The sequence below is a fragment of the Micromonospora inyonensis genome (assembly GCF_900091415.1).
Classification (GTDB): domain Bacteria; phylum Actinomycetota; class Actinomycetes; order Mycobacteriales; family Micromonosporaceae; genus Micromonospora; species Micromonospora inyonensis.
Genome location: NZ_FMHU01000002.1, coordinates 167851 through 183314 on the forward strand (window position 1 = coordinate 167851; position 15464 = coordinate 183314).

General features: G+C 70.8%; 14 protein-coding genes. 10 read left to right on the forward strand and 4 right to left on the reverse strand.

Annotation, left to right across the window (positions count from 1 at the left end; all coding sequences use genetic code 11):
• The first annotated feature begins 65 nt into the window (after positions 1–65).
• The 3 genes from GA0074694_RS15825 (at position 66) to GA0074694_RS15835 (ending at position 4452) form a co-directional block, all read left to right on the forward strand.
• On the forward strand, positions 66–2684 hold the full coding sequence (locus tag GA0074694_RS15825) for a valine--tRNA ligase (RefSeq protein WP_091459445.1): 2619 nt from the start codon (positions 66–68) through the stop codon (positions 2682–2684).
• A 113-nt stretch (positions 2685–2797) separates the two neighbouring features.
• Positions 2798–4069 carry a bifunctional folylpolyglutamate synthase/dihydrofolate synthase gene (locus GA0074694_RS15830; protein WP_245714989.1) on the forward strand — a complete coding sequence of 424 codons (1272 nt, stop codon included), beginning with the start codon at positions 2798–2800 and terminating at the stop codon, positions 4067–4069.
• Positions 4066–4452 (forward strand): DUF4233 domain-containing protein, encoded by a 387-nt coding sequence (locus tag GA0074694_RS15835; RefSeq protein WP_091459447.1) that lies wholly within the window; start codon positions 4066–4068, stop codon positions 4450–4452. The genes GA0074694_RS15830 and GA0074694_RS15835 overlap by 4 nt, the downstream gene beginning before the upstream one ends.
• Before the next feature lie 119 nt (positions 4453–4571).
• On the opposite strand, the gene GA0074694_RS34225 is transcribed toward GA0074694_RS15835, so the two are convergent.
• Positions 4572–6335: a VOC family protein gene (locus GA0074694_RS34225; protein ID WP_091459448.1), complete on the reverse strand. Its 1764-nt coding sequence runs from the start codon at positions 6333–6335 to the stop codon at positions 4572–4574.
• 143 nt (positions 6336–6478) lie between these two features.
• Between GA0074694_RS34225 and ndk the strand changes: the two genes are divergently transcribed.
• Complete coding sequence (gene ndk / locus GA0074694_RS15845; protein WP_091459449.1) at positions 6479–6904, forward strand: nucleoside-diphosphate kinase; 426 nt, start codon at positions 6479–6481, stop codon at positions 6902–6904.
• A gap of 77 nt (positions 6905–6981) precedes the next feature.
• Here the strand turns inward: ndk and GA0074694_RS15850 are convergent, their stop codons facing one another.
• Entirely contained in the window at positions 6982–7437 is a 456-nt protein-coding gene (locus tag GA0074694_RS15850; protein WP_091463291.1) for a carboxymuconolactone decarboxylase family protein, read from the reverse strand.
• Between the two features lie 447 nt (positions 7438–7884).
• Between GA0074694_RS15850 and ileS the strand changes: the two genes are divergently transcribed.
• Positions 7885–11052: an isoleucine--tRNA ligase gene (gene ileS, locus GA0074694_RS15855; protein WP_091459450.1), complete on the forward strand. Its 3168-nt coding sequence runs from the start codon at positions 7885–7887 to the stop codon at positions 11050–11052.
• A 102-nt stretch (positions 11053–11154) separates the two neighbouring features.
• Here ileS and GA0074694_RS15860 read toward each other — a convergent pair whose 3' ends face one another.
• Positions 11155–11343 carry a DUF397 domain-containing protein gene (locus GA0074694_RS15860; RefSeq protein WP_176737966.1) on the reverse strand — a complete coding sequence of 63 codons (189 nt, stop codon included), beginning with the start codon at positions 11341–11343 and terminating at the stop codon, positions 11155–11157.
• Positions 11334–12131, reverse strand: coding sequence for a helix-turn-helix domain-containing protein (locus tag GA0074694_RS15865; RefSeq protein WP_091459451.1), 798 nt, complete (start codon positions 12129–12131; stop codon positions 11334–11336). Before GA0074694_RS15865 ends, GA0074694_RS15860 begins: the two co-directional genes overlap by 10 nt.
• Positions 12132–12537: 406 nt before the next feature.
• Between GA0074694_RS15865 and GA0074694_RS15870 the strand changes: the two genes are divergently transcribed.
• From GA0074694_RS15870 to GA0074694_RS15890, 5 genes are all read left to right on the forward strand, one after another.
• Entirely contained in the window at positions 12538–12816 is a 279-nt protein-coding gene (locus GA0074694_RS15870) for a flavin reductase (protein WP_342670937.1), read from the forward strand.
• A 158-nt stretch (positions 12817–12974) separates the two neighbouring features.
• Complete coding sequence (locus tag GA0074694_RS15875) at positions 12975–13217, forward strand: DUF397 domain-containing protein (protein ID WP_091459452.1); 243 nt, start codon at positions 12975–12977, stop codon at positions 13215–13217.
• A gap of 75 nt (positions 13218–13292) precedes the next feature.
• Positions 13293–13724 carry a hypothetical protein gene (locus GA0074694_RS15880; RefSeq protein ID WP_091459453.1) on the forward strand — a complete coding sequence of 144 codons (432 nt, stop codon included), beginning with the start codon at positions 13293–13295 and terminating at the stop codon, positions 13722–13724.
• Between the two features lie 12 nt (positions 13725–13736).
• Positions 13737–14639, forward strand: a complete 903-nt coding sequence (locus GA0074694_RS15885) for a JmjC domain-containing protein (RefSeq protein WP_091459454.1) — start codon at positions 13737–13739, stop codon at positions 14637–14639.
• 143 nt (positions 14640–14782) lie between these two features.
• Positions 14783–15460 carry a lysophospholipid acyltransferase family protein gene (locus GA0074694_RS15890; protein WP_091459455.1) on the forward strand — a complete coding sequence of 226 codons (678 nt, stop codon included), beginning with the start codon at positions 14783–14785 and terminating at the stop codon, positions 15458–15460.
• Positions 15461–15464: the final 4 nt, after the last annotated feature.

Consider the following 15464-nt stretch of genomic DNA (forward strand, 5'->3'; position numbering starts at 1 on the left):
CCACCGTACGCGAACACGAGGTGGGGCACGTCGGGTCCGCCGAAGCGCTCCGTAGACTTTCTTGGGTGACCGAGAGACTGGATGCCCGACGCCCCGACGCCCCCGAACTGCCAGCCCAGTACCAGCCGGGCGAGGTGGAGCAGCGACGGTACGAGCAGTGGGTAGCCGACGGCCACTTCCGGGCGTCAGCGTGCAGTGACAAGCCCCCGTTCACCATCGTCATACCGCCGCCGAACGTCACCGGCTCGCTGCACATGGGCCACGCGCTCGACCACACCGTCCAGGACGCGCTGGTCCGGCGGAAGCGGATGCAGGGCTTCGAGGCGCTCTGGCTGCCCGGCATGGACCACGCCGGCATCGCCACCCAGAACGTGGTGGAGCGGCAGCTCGCCGCCCAGGGGCTCTCCCGGCACGACCTGGGCCGGGAGAAGTTCGTCGAGCGGGTCTGGCAGTGGAAGGCCGAGTCGGGCGGTGCGATTCTCGGCCAGATGCGCCGGCTCGGCGACTCGGTCGACTGGGACCGCGAGCGTTTCACCATGGACGAGGGGCTCTCCCGGGCCGTCCAGACGATGTTCAGGAAGCTCTACGACGACGGCCTGGTCTACCGGGCGGAGCGGATCATCAACTGGTGCCCCCGCTGCCTGACCGCGCTGTCCGACATCGAGGTGGAGCACACCGACGACGACGGTGAGCTGGTCTCCATCCGCTACAGCGACGAGGTCGTGGTGGCCACCACCCGGGCGGAGACGATGCTCGGTGACACCGCCGTCGCGGTGCACCCCGACGACGAGCGCTACCGGCACCTGATCGGGACCGAGGTGGAGGTGCCGCTGACCGGGCGGCGTATCCCGATCGTGGGGGACGAGCACGTCGACCCGTCCTTCGGCACCGGCATGGTCAAGGTGACGCCGGCGCACGACCCGAACGACTTCGAGATCGGCCAGCGGCACGACCTGCCGTCCCTGACGGTCATGGACGAGCGGGGGGTGATCACCGCGCACGGTCCGTTCCAGGGACTGGACCGGTTCGAGGCCCGGCCGGCGATCGTCGCGGCGCTGCGCGAGCAGGGGCGGATCGTCGCGGAGAAGCGGCCGTACGTGCACGCGGTCGGGCACTGCTCGCGGTGCCGTACGACCGTGGAGCCACGGCTGTCGTTGCAGTGGTTCGTCAACACCACCCCGCTGGCCCAGGCGGCCGGCGACGCGGTGCGCGACGGTCGGGTGCGGATCGAGCCGGCGGAGTTGTCGAAGCGGTACTTCGCCTGGGTCGACAACATGCACGACTGGTGCATCTCTCGGCAGCTCTGGTGGGGGCACCGCATTCCGGTCTGGTACGGCCCGGACGGCGAGGTGGTCTGCGTCGGCCCGGACGAGCAGCCGCCCAGCGGCGAGGGCTGGCGGCAGGACGAGGACGTCCTGGACACCTGGTTCTCCAGCGGCCTGTGGCCGTTCTCCACGCTGGGCTGGCCGGAGCAGACTCCGGACCTGGCGAAGTTCTACCCGACCAGTGTGCTGGTCACCGGGTACGACATCCTGTTCTTCTGGGTCGCCCGGATGATGATGTTCGGCCTCTACGCGATGGACGGCCGGCAGCCGTTCGACGTGGTGGCCCTGCACGGCATGGTCCGCGACCAGCACGGCAAGAAGATGTCGAAGTCGTTCGGCAACGTGGTCGACCCGCTGGACTGGATCGACCGGTACGGCGCCGACGCCACCCGGTTCACCCTGGCCCGTGGCGCGAACCCCGGTGGGGACGTGCCGGTCAGCGAGGACTGGTGCCAGGGCTCGCGGAACTTCTGCAACAAGCTCTGGAACGCCACCCGGTTCGCGCTGCTGAACGGCGCGCACACCACCGGAGCGCTGCCGGCCGCCGCCGAGCTGTCGACCGTCGACCGGTGGATCCTGTCCCGGCTGGCGCACGTCACCGTCGAGGTGGACGCGCAGTTTGAGGCGTACGAGTTCGCCAAGGTCTGCGACCTGCTGTACCACTTCGCCTGGGACGATGTCTGCGACTGGTACGTGGAACTGAGCAAGCCGGTGCTCGCCGAGGGTGGTGCGGCCGCCGACGCGACCCGCCGGGTGCTCGGTCACGTGCTCGATCAGCTGCTGCGACTGCTGCACCCGGTCATCCCGTTCGTCACCGACGAGCTGTGGACCGCGCTGACCGGCGGTGGGACGGTCCTGACGGCCGCCTGGCCGGTCGCCGACCGTACGCTGATCGACGACGCCGCGGAGAGCGAGGTCGGCACCGTCCAGCGGGTGGTGACCGAGATCCGCCGGTTCCGCTCCGACCAGGGGCTGCGGCCCACGCAGCGGGTGGTCGCCCGGCTCGACGGGCTCGCCGGGGCGGGTGTGGCCGCGCACGAGCGGCTGATCCGCTCGCTGGTCCGGCTCGATGCGGCCGGGGAGGGCTTCCAGGCCAGCGCCACCCTGACCCTCCCCGGTGAGGTGGTCGTCGCCCTGGACACCCGGGGCTCGATCGACGTGGCCGCCGAGCGGGCCCGGCTCACCAAGGACCGGGCTGCCGCCGGGAAGGAGGTCGCGCAGGCGCGGGCGAAACTCGACAACCCGGCCTTCGTCGGCAAGGCCCCGGAGCCGGTGGTCGACAAGATCCGTGGCCGGCTCGCGGCGGCCGAGGCCGACCTCGTCCGGATCGACTCTGCCCTGGAGGCGCTGCCCTCGTGACCGACCGCACCGAGAACCCGGACCGTACCGACCGTGCGGGACGCGCCGAGCGCGCCGACCGGACGGGTTTCGCCGCTGTCGAGGCGGAACTCGCCGGTCGCGGCTTCACCCGTATGGTGTTCGAGCTCGACCGCATCGAGATGCTGCTGGACCTGCTCGGCAGCCCGCAGCGGGCGTACCCGTCGATCCACCTGACCGGCACCAACGGCAAGACCTCGACCGCCCGGATGATCGACTCACTGCTGCGGGCGTTCGGGCTGCACACCGGCCGGTACACCAGCCCGCACCTGGAGACCGTCCGGGAGCGGATCAGTCTGGACGGGGAACCGGTCGGCGAGGAACGCTTCGTCGACACGTACCGCGAGGTCGCGCCGCTGGCCGCCCTGGTCGACCAGCGTTCCGCCGAGCCGCTGACCTACTTCGACATGACCACGGCGCTGGCGTTCGCCACCTTCGCCGACGCCCCGGTCGACGTCGCCGTGGTGGAGGTCGGCCTGGGCGGGGCGGAGGACGCGACCAACGTGCTCCAGGCCGGGGTGTGCGTGCTGACCCCGATCGGGCTGGACCACACCGAGTGGCTCGGCGACACGATCGAGGACATCGCCCTGGCCAAGGCGGGCATCATCCACAAGGGCGCGACGGTGATCTCCGCCGCGCAGGACGAGGAGGCCGCCCGGCCGATCCTGGAGCGTTGCGCCGAGGTGGACGCGACCATCGCCCGGGAGGGGGCCGAGTTCGGCGTCCTGCGCCGGTCGGTGGCGGTCGGCGGGCAGGTGCTGACGTTGCAGGGCCTCGGTGGGGTGTACGACGAGGTGTTCGTACCGCTGCACGGCGCGCACCAGGCGCAGAACGCGGCGGTGGCGTTGGCGGCGGTCGAGGCGTTCCTCGGCGCAGGCGCAAAGCGCCAACTGGACGTGGAGACCGTCAGGGAGGGCTTCGCCACGGCCAGCTCGCCCGGCCGGCTGGAGAGGGTCCGGACGGCCCCGACGGTGCTGCTGGACGGCGCGCACAACCCGCACGGGATGACCGCCACGGTCACCGCGTTGCAGGAGGAGTTCGCGTTCAGCAAGCTGGTCGCCGTGGTGGCGGTGCTCGCCGACAAGGACGCGGCGAGCCTGCTGGAGCTGCTGGAACCGGTGGTCGACCAGCTGGTGGTGACCCGGAACAGCTCGCCCCGGGCGATGCCGGTGGCGGAGTTGGCCGCGCTGGCCGCGGAGATCTTCGGCCCGGACCGGGTGGAGAGCGCCGAGGAGATGCCGGACGCGATCGAGGCGGGCGTCGCCCTCGCCGAGTCCGACGTGCCGGGGGAGCTGAGCGGGGTGGGTGTGCTGATCACCGGGTCGGTGGTGACGGTGGCCGACGCCCGTCGGCTGCTGAAGCGGTGAGCGGCTCCGACCCGGTCGCCGGGCCGGACACGCCGCCCACCGGCCGCCGGTCCGGGCTGCGCAACCCCGAGCGCGCGGTACGTGGGCTCGGCTCCGCCGTACTGGCGCTGGAGGCGTTGGTGCTGCTGCTGGCGATCCAGCCGATCCGGGTGCTCGGCGGTCAGCTCAGCGATGCCGCGATCGGGTTGATCGTCGGTTTGGCCGTCCTGGCGGTGCTGCTCGCTGGCCTGATGGGTCGTCGGTGGGCGTGGCATCTCGGCACCCTGCTCCAGGTCGCGCTCGCGTTCGGCGGCTTCCTACACCTGTCGCTGGCGGCGCTCGGCGTCATCTTCGGCCTGGTGTGGGCGTACGCGTTGCACGTCCGGCGGGTGATCCTGGCCTGAGGCTGAGGCTGAGGCCGTCCGCCGACGTCACGCCGGGGCGCGGTGCAGCACGCCACCGGTGGCCGTGCGGGAGCACCGGACGGGTGGAGGCCACCGGCGGGGTGGCTAAGTGGGCGGGGTCAGGCATCGGCGCGGGTGCGCCACTGGGTGAGGGCGATCCCGTGGCCGTCCGGGTCGCGGAAGGCGGCGGCCCAGACGTCGAGTTTCGCGCCCCGGTTGACCACTCGGGGGGCGTAGGTGAAGCGGACGCCGGACTCGCGGAGCCGTTCGTACGCGGCCTGGATGTCGTCCACCTCGAGGTTGACGTGCACGAGCCGGCGGCTGATCGGTGCGGCCTCGCTGACCTCGCGGAGCACCAGCCGGGTGCTGCCGGAGGCGAGGACGGCGTTGCCCGGACCCCGGTCGACCTCGGTGAAGCCGAGGATGTTCCGGTAGAACGCCAGCGACCGGTCCAGATCGGTGACCAGCACGGTGATCCCGACGCCGCTGATCGGGGTGGTGCCGGTTCCCGCGTCGTACCCGAAGATCGCCTCGTCCAGGTCGTCGGCGACGGGTTCGTCGTCGGGGGCGTCCAGGGGGACGTCGACCGGGTCGACGATCGGCTCGTCGATGCGCTGCCGGACGGGGACGACCGGCGTGTCGACCGATGCCCCGGCCGGCGTGCCCTTGTCAGCCCATGTGCCCTGCGCGGCCGGCGTGGCCTGTGCAGCGGAGCTGGGCTGCCCGGCCGGCCCGTCCGGCTCGGTCGGGGTGGCCGGTTCAGCGGAGCTGGCGTGCCCGGCCGGCCTGGTCGACTCGATGAACATGACCCGTTCGGTCGGCTCGTCCGCGTCGCTCGACCCGGTCGGCTCGGGCGACGCGACCGGCTCCGGCGCGGGCTCATCGTACGGATGGTGCGGCGCCGACGCGGAGCGGTCCGCGTCGGGGACGGCGAGGGGCTCGTCGTACGGGTCGCGGTACGGGGCGGTGGGCGGGCCGGCGTCCGGGGTGCCGGAGACCTCGCCGTACGGGTCGCGGTACGGCGACGCGGGCGGGTCGAGGTCCGGGTCGCCGGGCGGCTCGTCGTACGGGTCCCGGTACGGGCTGCGCGGCCGGCCGGCGTACGGATCGTCGGGCGGGCCGGCGTACGGGTCGCCGTACGTCATCGGGGGCGCGTCCTCCACGGGCGGACGGGGGGCGGGGGTGGCGCGGCGCGGCAGCGGGGCCGTCGACTCGACGAGGGTGCCCTCCAGCACCACCGGGCCGCCCGGACGCTGGTGGACCACCACCGCCTCCCGGTCGTCCGGGAGCCCGTCGACGTCGTCGAGGAGCGGGTCGGTGCCCGGTGCATCGCGGTAGTCGTCGTCCAGGCCGTGCTCGGCCCACGGCGGCGCGTCCTGCTGGATCAGGACCTCGTCGAGCGGGTCCGCGCCGGCGTACTCCGGCGGCAGGTCGGCCATGGTCGCGGCCGTCTCGGCATGCGTGGGGACCTCGTCCCAGAGCACCCGGACCCGGCGCTGGTCGTCGAGGGCGACCCGGATCGGCAGGGTCTGCCCGATCGAGGGCCACTTGGCGACCGGTACCCGCGGCTCGATGATCTTCTTGGACCGGGGCGGCAGTCCCGGGGCGTCGATGACGAGCTGCAACTCACAGCGGCCGAAGGAGTAGGTCGTGGGCGGCTCGGAGGCGCTGTGCACGTGCCCGACGCCGATCACCCAGGCGCGACCGCCGGTCCGGAACGTGGCCAGCGCGATCGCCAGGGCCACCAGCGCCACACCCAGTGCGACGATCGACCAGCTCGTCATGCCGAGCCCGAACAGGACCACGAAGGTCGCCACGGTGCCCAGCACCGCCGCGATCAGCTTCCGCACCGGCGCGATCGACCGGTTCCCGCCATTCGCCACTGTGGACCTCCCAGGGGTCAAGGGCCAGGCTAGGCCGGATCAGCGGCGGAAGGAAGGAGCATCCGCCGCGCCGGTGCCGGGGCCGGGTCGCTAGGCTGACCGTACCGAGCCGTACCGAATTCCGCGCACAGGAGGAAGCCAGCGTGTCCAGCAGCAGCCCGGCCGAGCGCACGCTCGTACTGATCAAGCCTGACGCGGTCCGGCGCGGCCTGGTCGGCGAGATCCTCTCCCGTTTCGAGCGCAAGGGCGTGCGGATCGAGGCCATGGTGTCGCGGACGATGGACCCGGCGCTGGCCGACGAGCACTACGCCGAGCACGTCGACAAGCCCTTCTACCCGCCGCTGAAGGAGTTCATGACCGGCGGGCCGCTGGTCGCCCTCGTGCTCTCCGGCGACCAGGTGATCGACGTGGTGCGCGGGCTGATCGGCGCGACCGACGGGCGCCGGGCCGCCGCCGGCACGATCCGGGGCGACCTCTCGCTGTCGAACCGGGAGAACCTGGTGCACGCCTCCGATTCGGTGGACAGCGCCAAGCGCGAGATCGCGCTCTGGTTCCCCGAGCTGGGCTGATCGTCCCGTTCTTCTCAGGTGCCTGCAAGGGTCCCCTGCTACCCCAAAAGCGGTAGCAGGGGACCCCTGCTTCCACCTCAGCCCGCTGTCGCCACCTCGGTGGGCGGCTGGGTGCGGGTGGTCACCGACACCCGGTTCCACACGTTGATGGTCGCGATGGCCGTCACCAGGTCTGCCACCTCCTTCTCGGAGAAGACCCGTACCGCGTCGTCCCACACCTCGTCCGGCACGCCGTGCTCGCCGAGCCGGGTGACCGCGTCGGTGAGGGCCAGCGCGGCCCGTTCCCGCTCGTCGAAGAAGGGCGCGTCACGCCAGGCGGCGACCGCGAACAGCCGGCGGCTGGACTCGCCGGAGTCGAGCGCGTCCCGGCTGTGCATGTCGACGCAGAAGGCGCAGCCGTTCAGCATCGAGGCGCGCAGCTTCACCAGTTCCAGCAGCCGGTGCGCGACGTTCGCCCGGACGTACTTCTCCAGCCCGAGCACCGCGCGGTACGCCTCCGGCGCGACCTGGGCGATGTTCATCCGTGCCTGCATGAGGTCCTCCTCGTCCGTGTCCTGCACCGGCCTGACGGGCCAAGCCGCCCGGGTGTGACCACCCGAGGGTGAGAGCCGCGTCACCCTGCTCGTCGGGGCGGTGGGGGCGGGTAACTCGGCGGCGGTCGGCAGGCCGGGTCGAGTACGCTTGTCGGCACAGGCGACGACCCGGCCATCACCGGTGAGCCTCCGGAAGAAAGGGCCCACGGGCCCGAGTAGAACCGGACGGGTCCGGCCCGTCACAGCCGGCCAACGAGCGGGCGGTCGCTTCTCAACCGCCAAGCGGGGTGGTACCGCGGGCCCGACCCGGGGGCGCCGGTCACGGCGCACCCAGAGGGCTCGTCCTCGCAGACCCACACGACCAGTGAGCTCGACGGCTCCGGGTCGTCGGCGCGGCGCCAGACGCGCCGAGCCGGAGTCGTCGTAACGCGAGGAGAGCGACCCCCGATGGCCTATCCGTTGCACGACCCGACCGCCACCGGTGTCCCGGCGAGCCCGGACCTGCCCGCGGTCGAGCGCCGGGTCCTGGAGCACTGGGCAGCCGACAAGACCTTCGAGGCCTCCGTCGAGGGCCGTGAGGCCGGCCGGAACGGTGAGAACGAGTACGTCTTCTACGACGGGCCGCCGTTCGCCAACGGACTGCCGCACTACGGCCACCTGTTCACCGGCTACGTCAAGGACGTGGTGCCCCGTTACCAGTCCATGCGCGGCCGGCGGGTGGAGCGGCGCTTCGGCTGGGACTGCCACGGCCTGCCCGCCGAGGTGGTCGCCGAGAAGCAGCTCGGCATCACCAGCAAGGCGGAGATCCTCGACCTGGGGGTGGCCCGGTTCAACGAGGCGTGCCGCACCTCGGTGCTGGAGTTCACCCACGACTGGGAGCGGTACGTCACCCGGCAGGCCCGCTGGGTCGACTTCGCCAACGACTACAAGACCCTCGACCCGGACTACATGGAAAGCGTCATGTGGGCCTTCAAGACCCTGCACGACAAGGGTCTGGTCTACGAGGGCTTCCGGGTGCTGGCGTACTGCTGGCGCTGCGAGACGCCGCTGTCGAACACCGAGACCCGGATGGACGACGTCTACCGGGACCGGCACGACCCGACGCTGTCGGTCTGGTTCGCGCTGACCGCCGACGAGAGCGCGCCGGAGCTGGTGCGCGGGCCGGTGCGCCTCGGCGTCTGGACCACCACGCCGTGGACCCTGCCGTCGAACCTCGCCCTGGCCGTCGGCCCGGACATCGAGTACGCGGTGCTGGAGCGCGACGGTGAGCGGTACGTGGTCGGCGCGGCGCGGCTCGGCGCGTACGCCAAGGAACTGGAGGGGTACGCGCGGGTCGGCACGGTGCGCGGCGCGGACCTGGTGGGCCGGCGCTACACCCCGCTCTACGACTTCCTGGTGGAGCAGGCCGGGCCGAACGCGTACCAGGTGCTCGGCGCGGAGTTCGTCACCACCGAGGACGGCACCGGGATCGTGCACCTGGCCCCGGCCTTCGGTGAGGACGACCAGAACGCCTGCAACGCGGCCGGCATCCCGACCATCGTCACCGTCGACGACCACACCCGCTTCACCGCGCTGGTCCCGCCGTACGCCGGCGAGCAGGTGTTCGACGTGAACAAGCCGGTGATCCGGGAGCTGAAGGAGCGGGGGGTGGTGCTCAAGCAGGACACCTACACCCACGCGTACCCGCACTGCTGGCGCTGTGACACCCCGCTGGTCTACAAGGCGGTGTCCTCCTGGTTCGTCGCGGTGACGCAGTTCAAGGACCGGATGGTCGAGCTCAACCAGCAGATCAACTGGACCCCGGGACACATCAAGGACGGCTCGTTCGGCAAGTGGCTGGCGAACGCCCGGGACTGGTCGATCAGCCGGAACCGGTTCTGGGGCTCGCCGATCCCGGTGTGGCGCTCCGACGACCCGACCTACCCCCGGATCGACGTGTACGGCTCGCTGGACGAGATCGAGCGGGACTTCGGCGTACGCCTGACCGACCTGCACCGGCCGGCGGTGGACGAGCTGGTCCGCCCGAACCCGGACGACCCGACCGGGAAGTCCATGATGCGCCGGGTGCCGGAGGTGCTGGACTGCTGGTTCGAGTCCGGCTCGATGCCGTTCGCCCAGGTGCACTACCCGTTCGAGAACGCCGACTGGTTCGAGCACCACTACCCGGGTGACTTCATCGTCGAGTACATGCCGCAGACGCGTGGCTGGTTCTACACCATGCACGTGCTGGCCACCGCGCTGTTCGACCGGCCGGCGTTCCGCAACTGCGTCAGCCACGGCATCCTGCTCGGCTCGGACGGCCGGAAGATGTCCAAGAGCCTGCGCAACTACCCGGACGTGTACCACGTCTTCGACGCGTACGGGTCGGACGCGATGCGGTGGATGCTGATGGCCTCGCCGGTGGTGCGCGGTGGGGACGCCCTCGTTACCGAGGCCGCCATCCGGGACGCCGTCCGGCAGGTGCTGCTGCCACTCTGGAACGTCTGGTACTTCTTCTCGCTCTACGCCAACGCCGCCGGGTACACCGCGGAGCGGAAGACCGACGCCGCGCCCGCCGGTGACGCCGCCGGCAACCTGCTCGACCGGTACGTGCTGGCGAAGACGAACGAGCTGGTCGCCACCGTGCAGGCGCAGCTGGACGCGTACGACATCTCGGGGGCCTGCGTCACCGTGCGGTCGTACCTGGACGCGCTGACCAACTGGTACGTGCGGCGCTCGCGGGACCGGTTCTGGTCCGGTGACGCCGACGCCTTCGACACCCTGTGGACGGTGCTGGAGACGCTCTGCCGGGTGGTCGCGCCGCTGGCGCCGCTGACCGCGGAGGAGATCTGGCGCGGGCTGACCGGGGAACGGTCGGTGCACCTGACCGACTGGCCGTCGGCCGACGCGTTCCCGGCCGACCACGACCTGGTGGCCGCGATGGACGCCACCCGGGAGGTCTGCTCGGCGGCACTGTCGCTGCGCAAGGCCAAGGGGTTGCGGGTGCGGCTGCCGCTGGCGAAGCTCACCGTGGCCTCGCCGGCCGCGGCGGCGCTGCGGCCCTTCGCCGACCTGGTCGCCGACGAGGTCAACGTCAAGGCGGTGGAGTTCACCGACGCGGTGGCCAGCTACTGCCAGCAGGTGCTGACCGTGGTGCCCCGGGCGCTCGGTCCCCGGGTCGGCAAGCAGGTGCAGCAGGTGATCAAGGCGGTCAAGGCGGGCCAGTGGGAGCTGGTCGACGGCGCGCCGGTCGCGGCCGGGGTCACCCTCGCCGAGGGCGAGTACGAACTGCGCCTGGTCGCCGCCGACGCGGAGCACTCCGCGCCGCTGCCCGCCGGTGAGGGGGTGGTGGTGCTGGACACCACGGTCACCCCGGAACTGGCCGCCGAGGGACTGGCCCGGGACGTCGTCCGGGTGGTGCAGCAGGCCCGCCGGGACGCCGACCTGGACGTGTCGGACCGCGTCACGCTGGTGCTGTCCGCCTCGGACGAGGTCCGGGCGGCGGTGTCGGCGTACCGGGACTTCGTCGCCCGGGAGGTGCTGGCGCAGTCCGTCGACTTCGCCGACCCGGTCGACGGGTTCACCGGCGAGGTCGGCGAGGGCGAGCGGGTGACGGTCGCGGTCCGTCGGGTCTGACCGTCGTCGGTCCGCGAGGACCGGTGCGCTACTGGTCGGTAGCGCCACCGCATCGAGAAGGCCCCCCAGCGCAAAGCTGGGGGGCCTTCTCGGCGTTTCTGCTCAGTGCTGCTTGGCGAACCCGACGAACGCCTTCCAGGCCACCGGGTCGAAGTGGAGGGTGCCGCCCTCCCGATCCTTGGTGTCGCGCACCAGCACGACGTCCGGCATGTTGTCGGCGACCTCGACGCACGATCCGCCGTTCCCGCCGGACTTGCTTGACTTCCGCCACTGCGGGATCTTCAGGTCCATGACTTCGCCACTTCCTTGATCAGCTCGAAACTCTGCCGGCGGGGGAGCGCTTCGTTCCGCACGATCTCCCACGTCTTTGCCAGCTTAGCGACATCGCCGGGCGCATCGACGATCTGAGCGGTGAGCTGATTGTCGGCATGCGCCACCCGGGCCCCGTCGGGCAGCTCGGCGATGATGAACTGACCAGCCAGCCCGAGGTACATGCCAGCATCCGCCGGCACGACGTGCACCTGGATGTGCTCCTCGGCGGCGAGGGTGGCCAGGTGGTCGCACTGCTCGGCCATCAGCCCCGGCTGATCCAGCACTGGCCGGCGCAGCACCGCTTCATCAAGCACCGCGATGAGCTGTGGCGGTTGCTTTCTCGACAGGATGGCCTGCCGCTCCAACCTGGATGCCACGATCTGTTCGACCTCGTCTGCGCCGAACCGGCCGCCGACCAGCGTTGCGCGGGCGTATCGCTCGGTCTGAAGCAGCCCGGGGATGTAGGCCAGCTCGAACCACCGCAGCGTGGTGGCCTCGCGCTCGAACTCGATCCACTCGCGCAGCCAGGTCGGCGTCGAGTCGAGTTGCGCCAGCTCGCGCAGCATCCGACCGAAGCGCTCGCCAGTCTCGTACGCCTCGTCGACAGCCTTCATGTACTCCTTGGTGGGGGGTCGCCCACCCGTCTCCACCGAGCTGACGTGCGACCCCGAGTACCCGATGGTCCTACCGAAGTCGTCTTGGCTGAGCCCGAGGGAAGCGCGGAAAAGGCGCAACTCACTGAGCACGTATTTGGTGGCGCTTCCCATCGATTCCCCACTTTCCGCTCAATCCTGCTGGTGTGTTTCCCACACCCGCTCGACCAGCCGTCAAGGCTGCGCAGATGGCTTGAGCACGTATCGGCGTCGGTTTGTCCTCAGCGGACTGTCACTCATGCGGACCTGCTCCTCGCTGAGGGTAGCCGGGGCGGGTCTTGCCGGGGGGTCGCCCGGCTCCCCCTCTACAGGCAAGGCGGCCCCCTTTCCACATTCGAGGAGGACAACGTGCTCAGCCCCATCAAGTGGTGGAGAACCCGCAGGACGCCGCCCTACCGTGCAGTGGGGGTCGCGCCTCCGCCCTGGGCCCGGGAGCGCACGGAGCAGTACCCGGCGGTAAGACCGGGCCGGGACCGCCTACTCACGCTGGCCGGAGAGTGGCGGGGGAGCGGGGGCGCTGGTGAGCGTCCTCGGCGGCGGTGATGCTGCGATGGCGGTTCCCCGCGCAGTCCCGCATGTCGCCATGCGCCCACTCTGGCGGTGCCGGAACTGCGGCACGGAATGGCCCTGCGAGCCGGCCCGACTGAGTCTGCTCTCGGAGTATCAGGGAAACCGGACCAGCCTCATCGTCTACCTCAGTTCGCTGATGGCCGAGGCGTACGGCCAGCTTGGCCAGCTCAACCCCGATCGGCACGTAAACCTGATGGACCGCTTCGTCACATGGGCGAGGCGAGGATGAACGCGAGCGTGGGCCACGACTGCATGCCGAGGGTGAGGGGACCTCCGGTTTGCCCCTTTCCGAGAGTCTCCCCGGCAACCCGATCGCTTCACGGTAGGACAGTCACGGACGCGGGGGCCGCACCTTCCGCATACACGAGAACACAGAAGGGTTCTCTCATGTTCAAGCCCAACCTGTACGACTTGCCCATCGAGGGCGTGCAGATCCAGAGCTACTGCGGCGGCAATCTGACCAGCGACAACGAGAGCTGCGTCGGCGTCGCCGAGATCCCCGGCGGGGCCGGCTTCGTCGTCACTGACACCAAGCCGGAGGGCTCCGCCCTCGCCAGCCTGCGCTTCACCGCCGAGGAGCTGGACACTTTCGCGGTTGGGTGGATCGCCCGGCGCAACCTGACCGCCTGATCTCGCACCACGTACACCCGGCCGCCCTCGGACCCGAACGAGGGCGGCCGGGCCCAGGCCCGACGAGGGGGATGAATGACCTGGCATGGTCACTGGCACGGGTTCGGCGTGTGGACCGGTTCGCGTGAGGAGTACGCCAAGGAGAACTTGCGACGGCCCGGCCGCGACCTGGGGGACGAGCAGACGCGGGCGTTTCTTACCAACACCATGACTCCGGTGCAGACCGGCCATGCGTTGTTGCGCCGGGGCCAGGCATCCGCCGAGCGGACCTGGACCGACGTGGAGGGCCCTCTCGCCTGGATTCGCAAGACCTGGAGCGCCAATCCGCCGGGCGGGGATGTGCTGCCACTCGAAAAGCACATCGAGTACGACAGGGGGTATCTCAGCCGGGGAAGCGATTGCTCCATGGGCTACTACAACGCCGGGCTCACCTTCGTGTCGTACTCCGTCGTCTGCTGTCCGAATCTCTTTTTCCCTGACATCCCCTGTCCCCTGCCTCCACGCTGACAAGGAGGAGACGTGTCACTCAAGCTTCTGTTGCCCGAGAAAGGCGTCGCCGACTTACTGGACCGCTGGCCTGACGAGCCGCGCGTCTACAAGCGCACCCGCACCGAGGTGGACCGCATGTTCACGGCCGAGCAGGTGTGGGCCTGGATCGACCTCAACTGCACTCCGGCGGACGAGGTCGACGCGATCAAGGCACCGCACCCGGCCATCAACCCTCGATCCTTCACGACCGCCCGCAATCGAGCCGACGCAGCCAAGCTGCACAAGCTCTACGACGACGGCTACACCATCCGAATCGGCAATCTCCAGCGAGTCATGCCGTTCATGGCTCGCATCGCCCGGTGCATCCAGGCTGAAACCGGCTATTCCAACTACGCGCACGTGTTCATGACCCCCGGCTGCAACCAGGGCTTGCGCCACCACTGGGACCAGCAGATGGCCGTCATCGTCCAGGTGTCGGGCACGAAGCGGTGGGAGTTGTGGCCGCCGGTCGTGGACGCACCGATGCGGGCCCACCTGGAGTCCTGGCGCGTATGGCGTGACGAGTACCTGCAAGGTTGGATCGCCGCCGGCCCGGAGCGGGTCATCGACCTCGGGGCTGGCGATGCCATGCTGCTGCCGAGGGGCTGGGTTCACAACCCGTACAACGCCGACGACGACCCCAGCGTGCACCTCACCTTCGCCATCCGTGAGCGCACCCCGTACTGGGTGGCGGAGAAGTTGGTCGCCGACGCCATCGACGATCCGGCCTTCCGCCAGATTCTCTTACCCGGCGATCTGCAAAGGGAAGCGCTGCCAGGAATCGTGTCGGAGACCCGCGACGCACTGGTGGCCTATCTCCTAGCGCTCGACCCGGACAGCACCGCGGGTGCCCTGCGACTGCTCGCACTCGAGGAGTTGGAGTACACGACGTAGCGCGCGTTGCCTGTTTTCCCTGGAGGAGGCCCTTCGCGCCGTACCGGTTCCGCCCGTCGGGTGACCTGACGGGGGTCGCCGCACATCGGCGGGGCGTCGGCTAACGTGACACCGCCTGAACCCGTACGACCGCCGGAGGACCCGTGCCGCTGCTCTACACCATCGGCCAGTACACCGTGGGGAACCTGCTGCGGTGGGGGTGGCGCCCGACCGTGGAGGGTCTGGAGCACGTACCGGAGCACGGCGGGGTGATCCTCGCCGGCAACCACCTCTCCGTCGCCGACGAGCTGTTCCTCGGCGCGACGGTGCCCCGGCACCTCGCCTTCTGGGCCAAGTCGGAGTACTTCCGGGGCACCGGCTTCCGGGGCCAGCTGACCAAGTCGTTGCTCACCGGGCTGGGGGCGATCCCGGTCGAGCGGGCCGGCGGTCGGGCGGCGCTGTCCGCCTTCGACGCGGCGATCCCCGCGCTCAAGGGCGGTGACGTGGTCGTCGTCTACCCCGAGGGGACCCGGTCGCCGGACGGCCGGCTCTACCGGGGACGGACCGGCGCGGCCCGGCTGGCCATCTCGGCCGGCGTACCGGTCGTCCCGGTGGGCATGATCGGCACGGAGAAGGTGCAGCCGATCGGCGCGCGGATGCCCCGCCTCGGCGCGGGGAAGATCACCGTCCGGTTCGGCAAGCCCCTGGACTTCACCGGCCGTCCGGACGACCGCACGTCACTGCGGGCGATGACCGACGAACTGATGACCGAGCTCCAGAAGCTCACCGGCCAGGAGTACGTCCCCCGCTACGCCCCGCCCCGCAACCAGCCCACCCGCTGACCCC

Coding starts and splice junctions, on each gene's coding strand:
- GA0074694_RS15830 (WP_245714989.1), top strand. CDS start 2,798: ATGGTGTTCGAGCTCGACCGCATCGAGATGCTGCTGGACCTGCTCGGC.
- GA0074694_RS15850 (WP_091463291.1), bottom strand. CDS start 7,437: ATGCAGGCACGGATGAACATCGCCCAGGTCGCGCCGGAGGCGTACCGC.
- ileS (WP_091459450.1), top strand. CDS start 7,885: ATGGCCTATCCGTTGCACGACCCGACCGCCACCGGTGTCCCGGCGAGC.
- GA0074694_RS15860 (WP_176737966.1), bottom strand. CDS start 11,343: ATGGACCTGAAGATCCCGCAGTGGCGGAAGTCAAGCAAGTCCGGCGGG.
- GA0074694_RS15865 (WP_091459451.1), bottom strand. CDS start 12,131: ATGGGAAGCGCCACCAAATACGTGCTCAGTGAGTTGCGCCTTTTCCGC.
- GA0074694_RS15875 (WP_091459452.1), top strand. CDS start 12,975: ATGTTCAAGCCCAACCTGTACGACTTGCCCATCGAGGGCGTGCAGATC.
- GA0074694_RS15880 (WP_091459453.1), top strand. CDS start 13,293: ATGACCTGGCATGGTCACTGGCACGGGTTCGGCGTGTGGACCGGTTCG.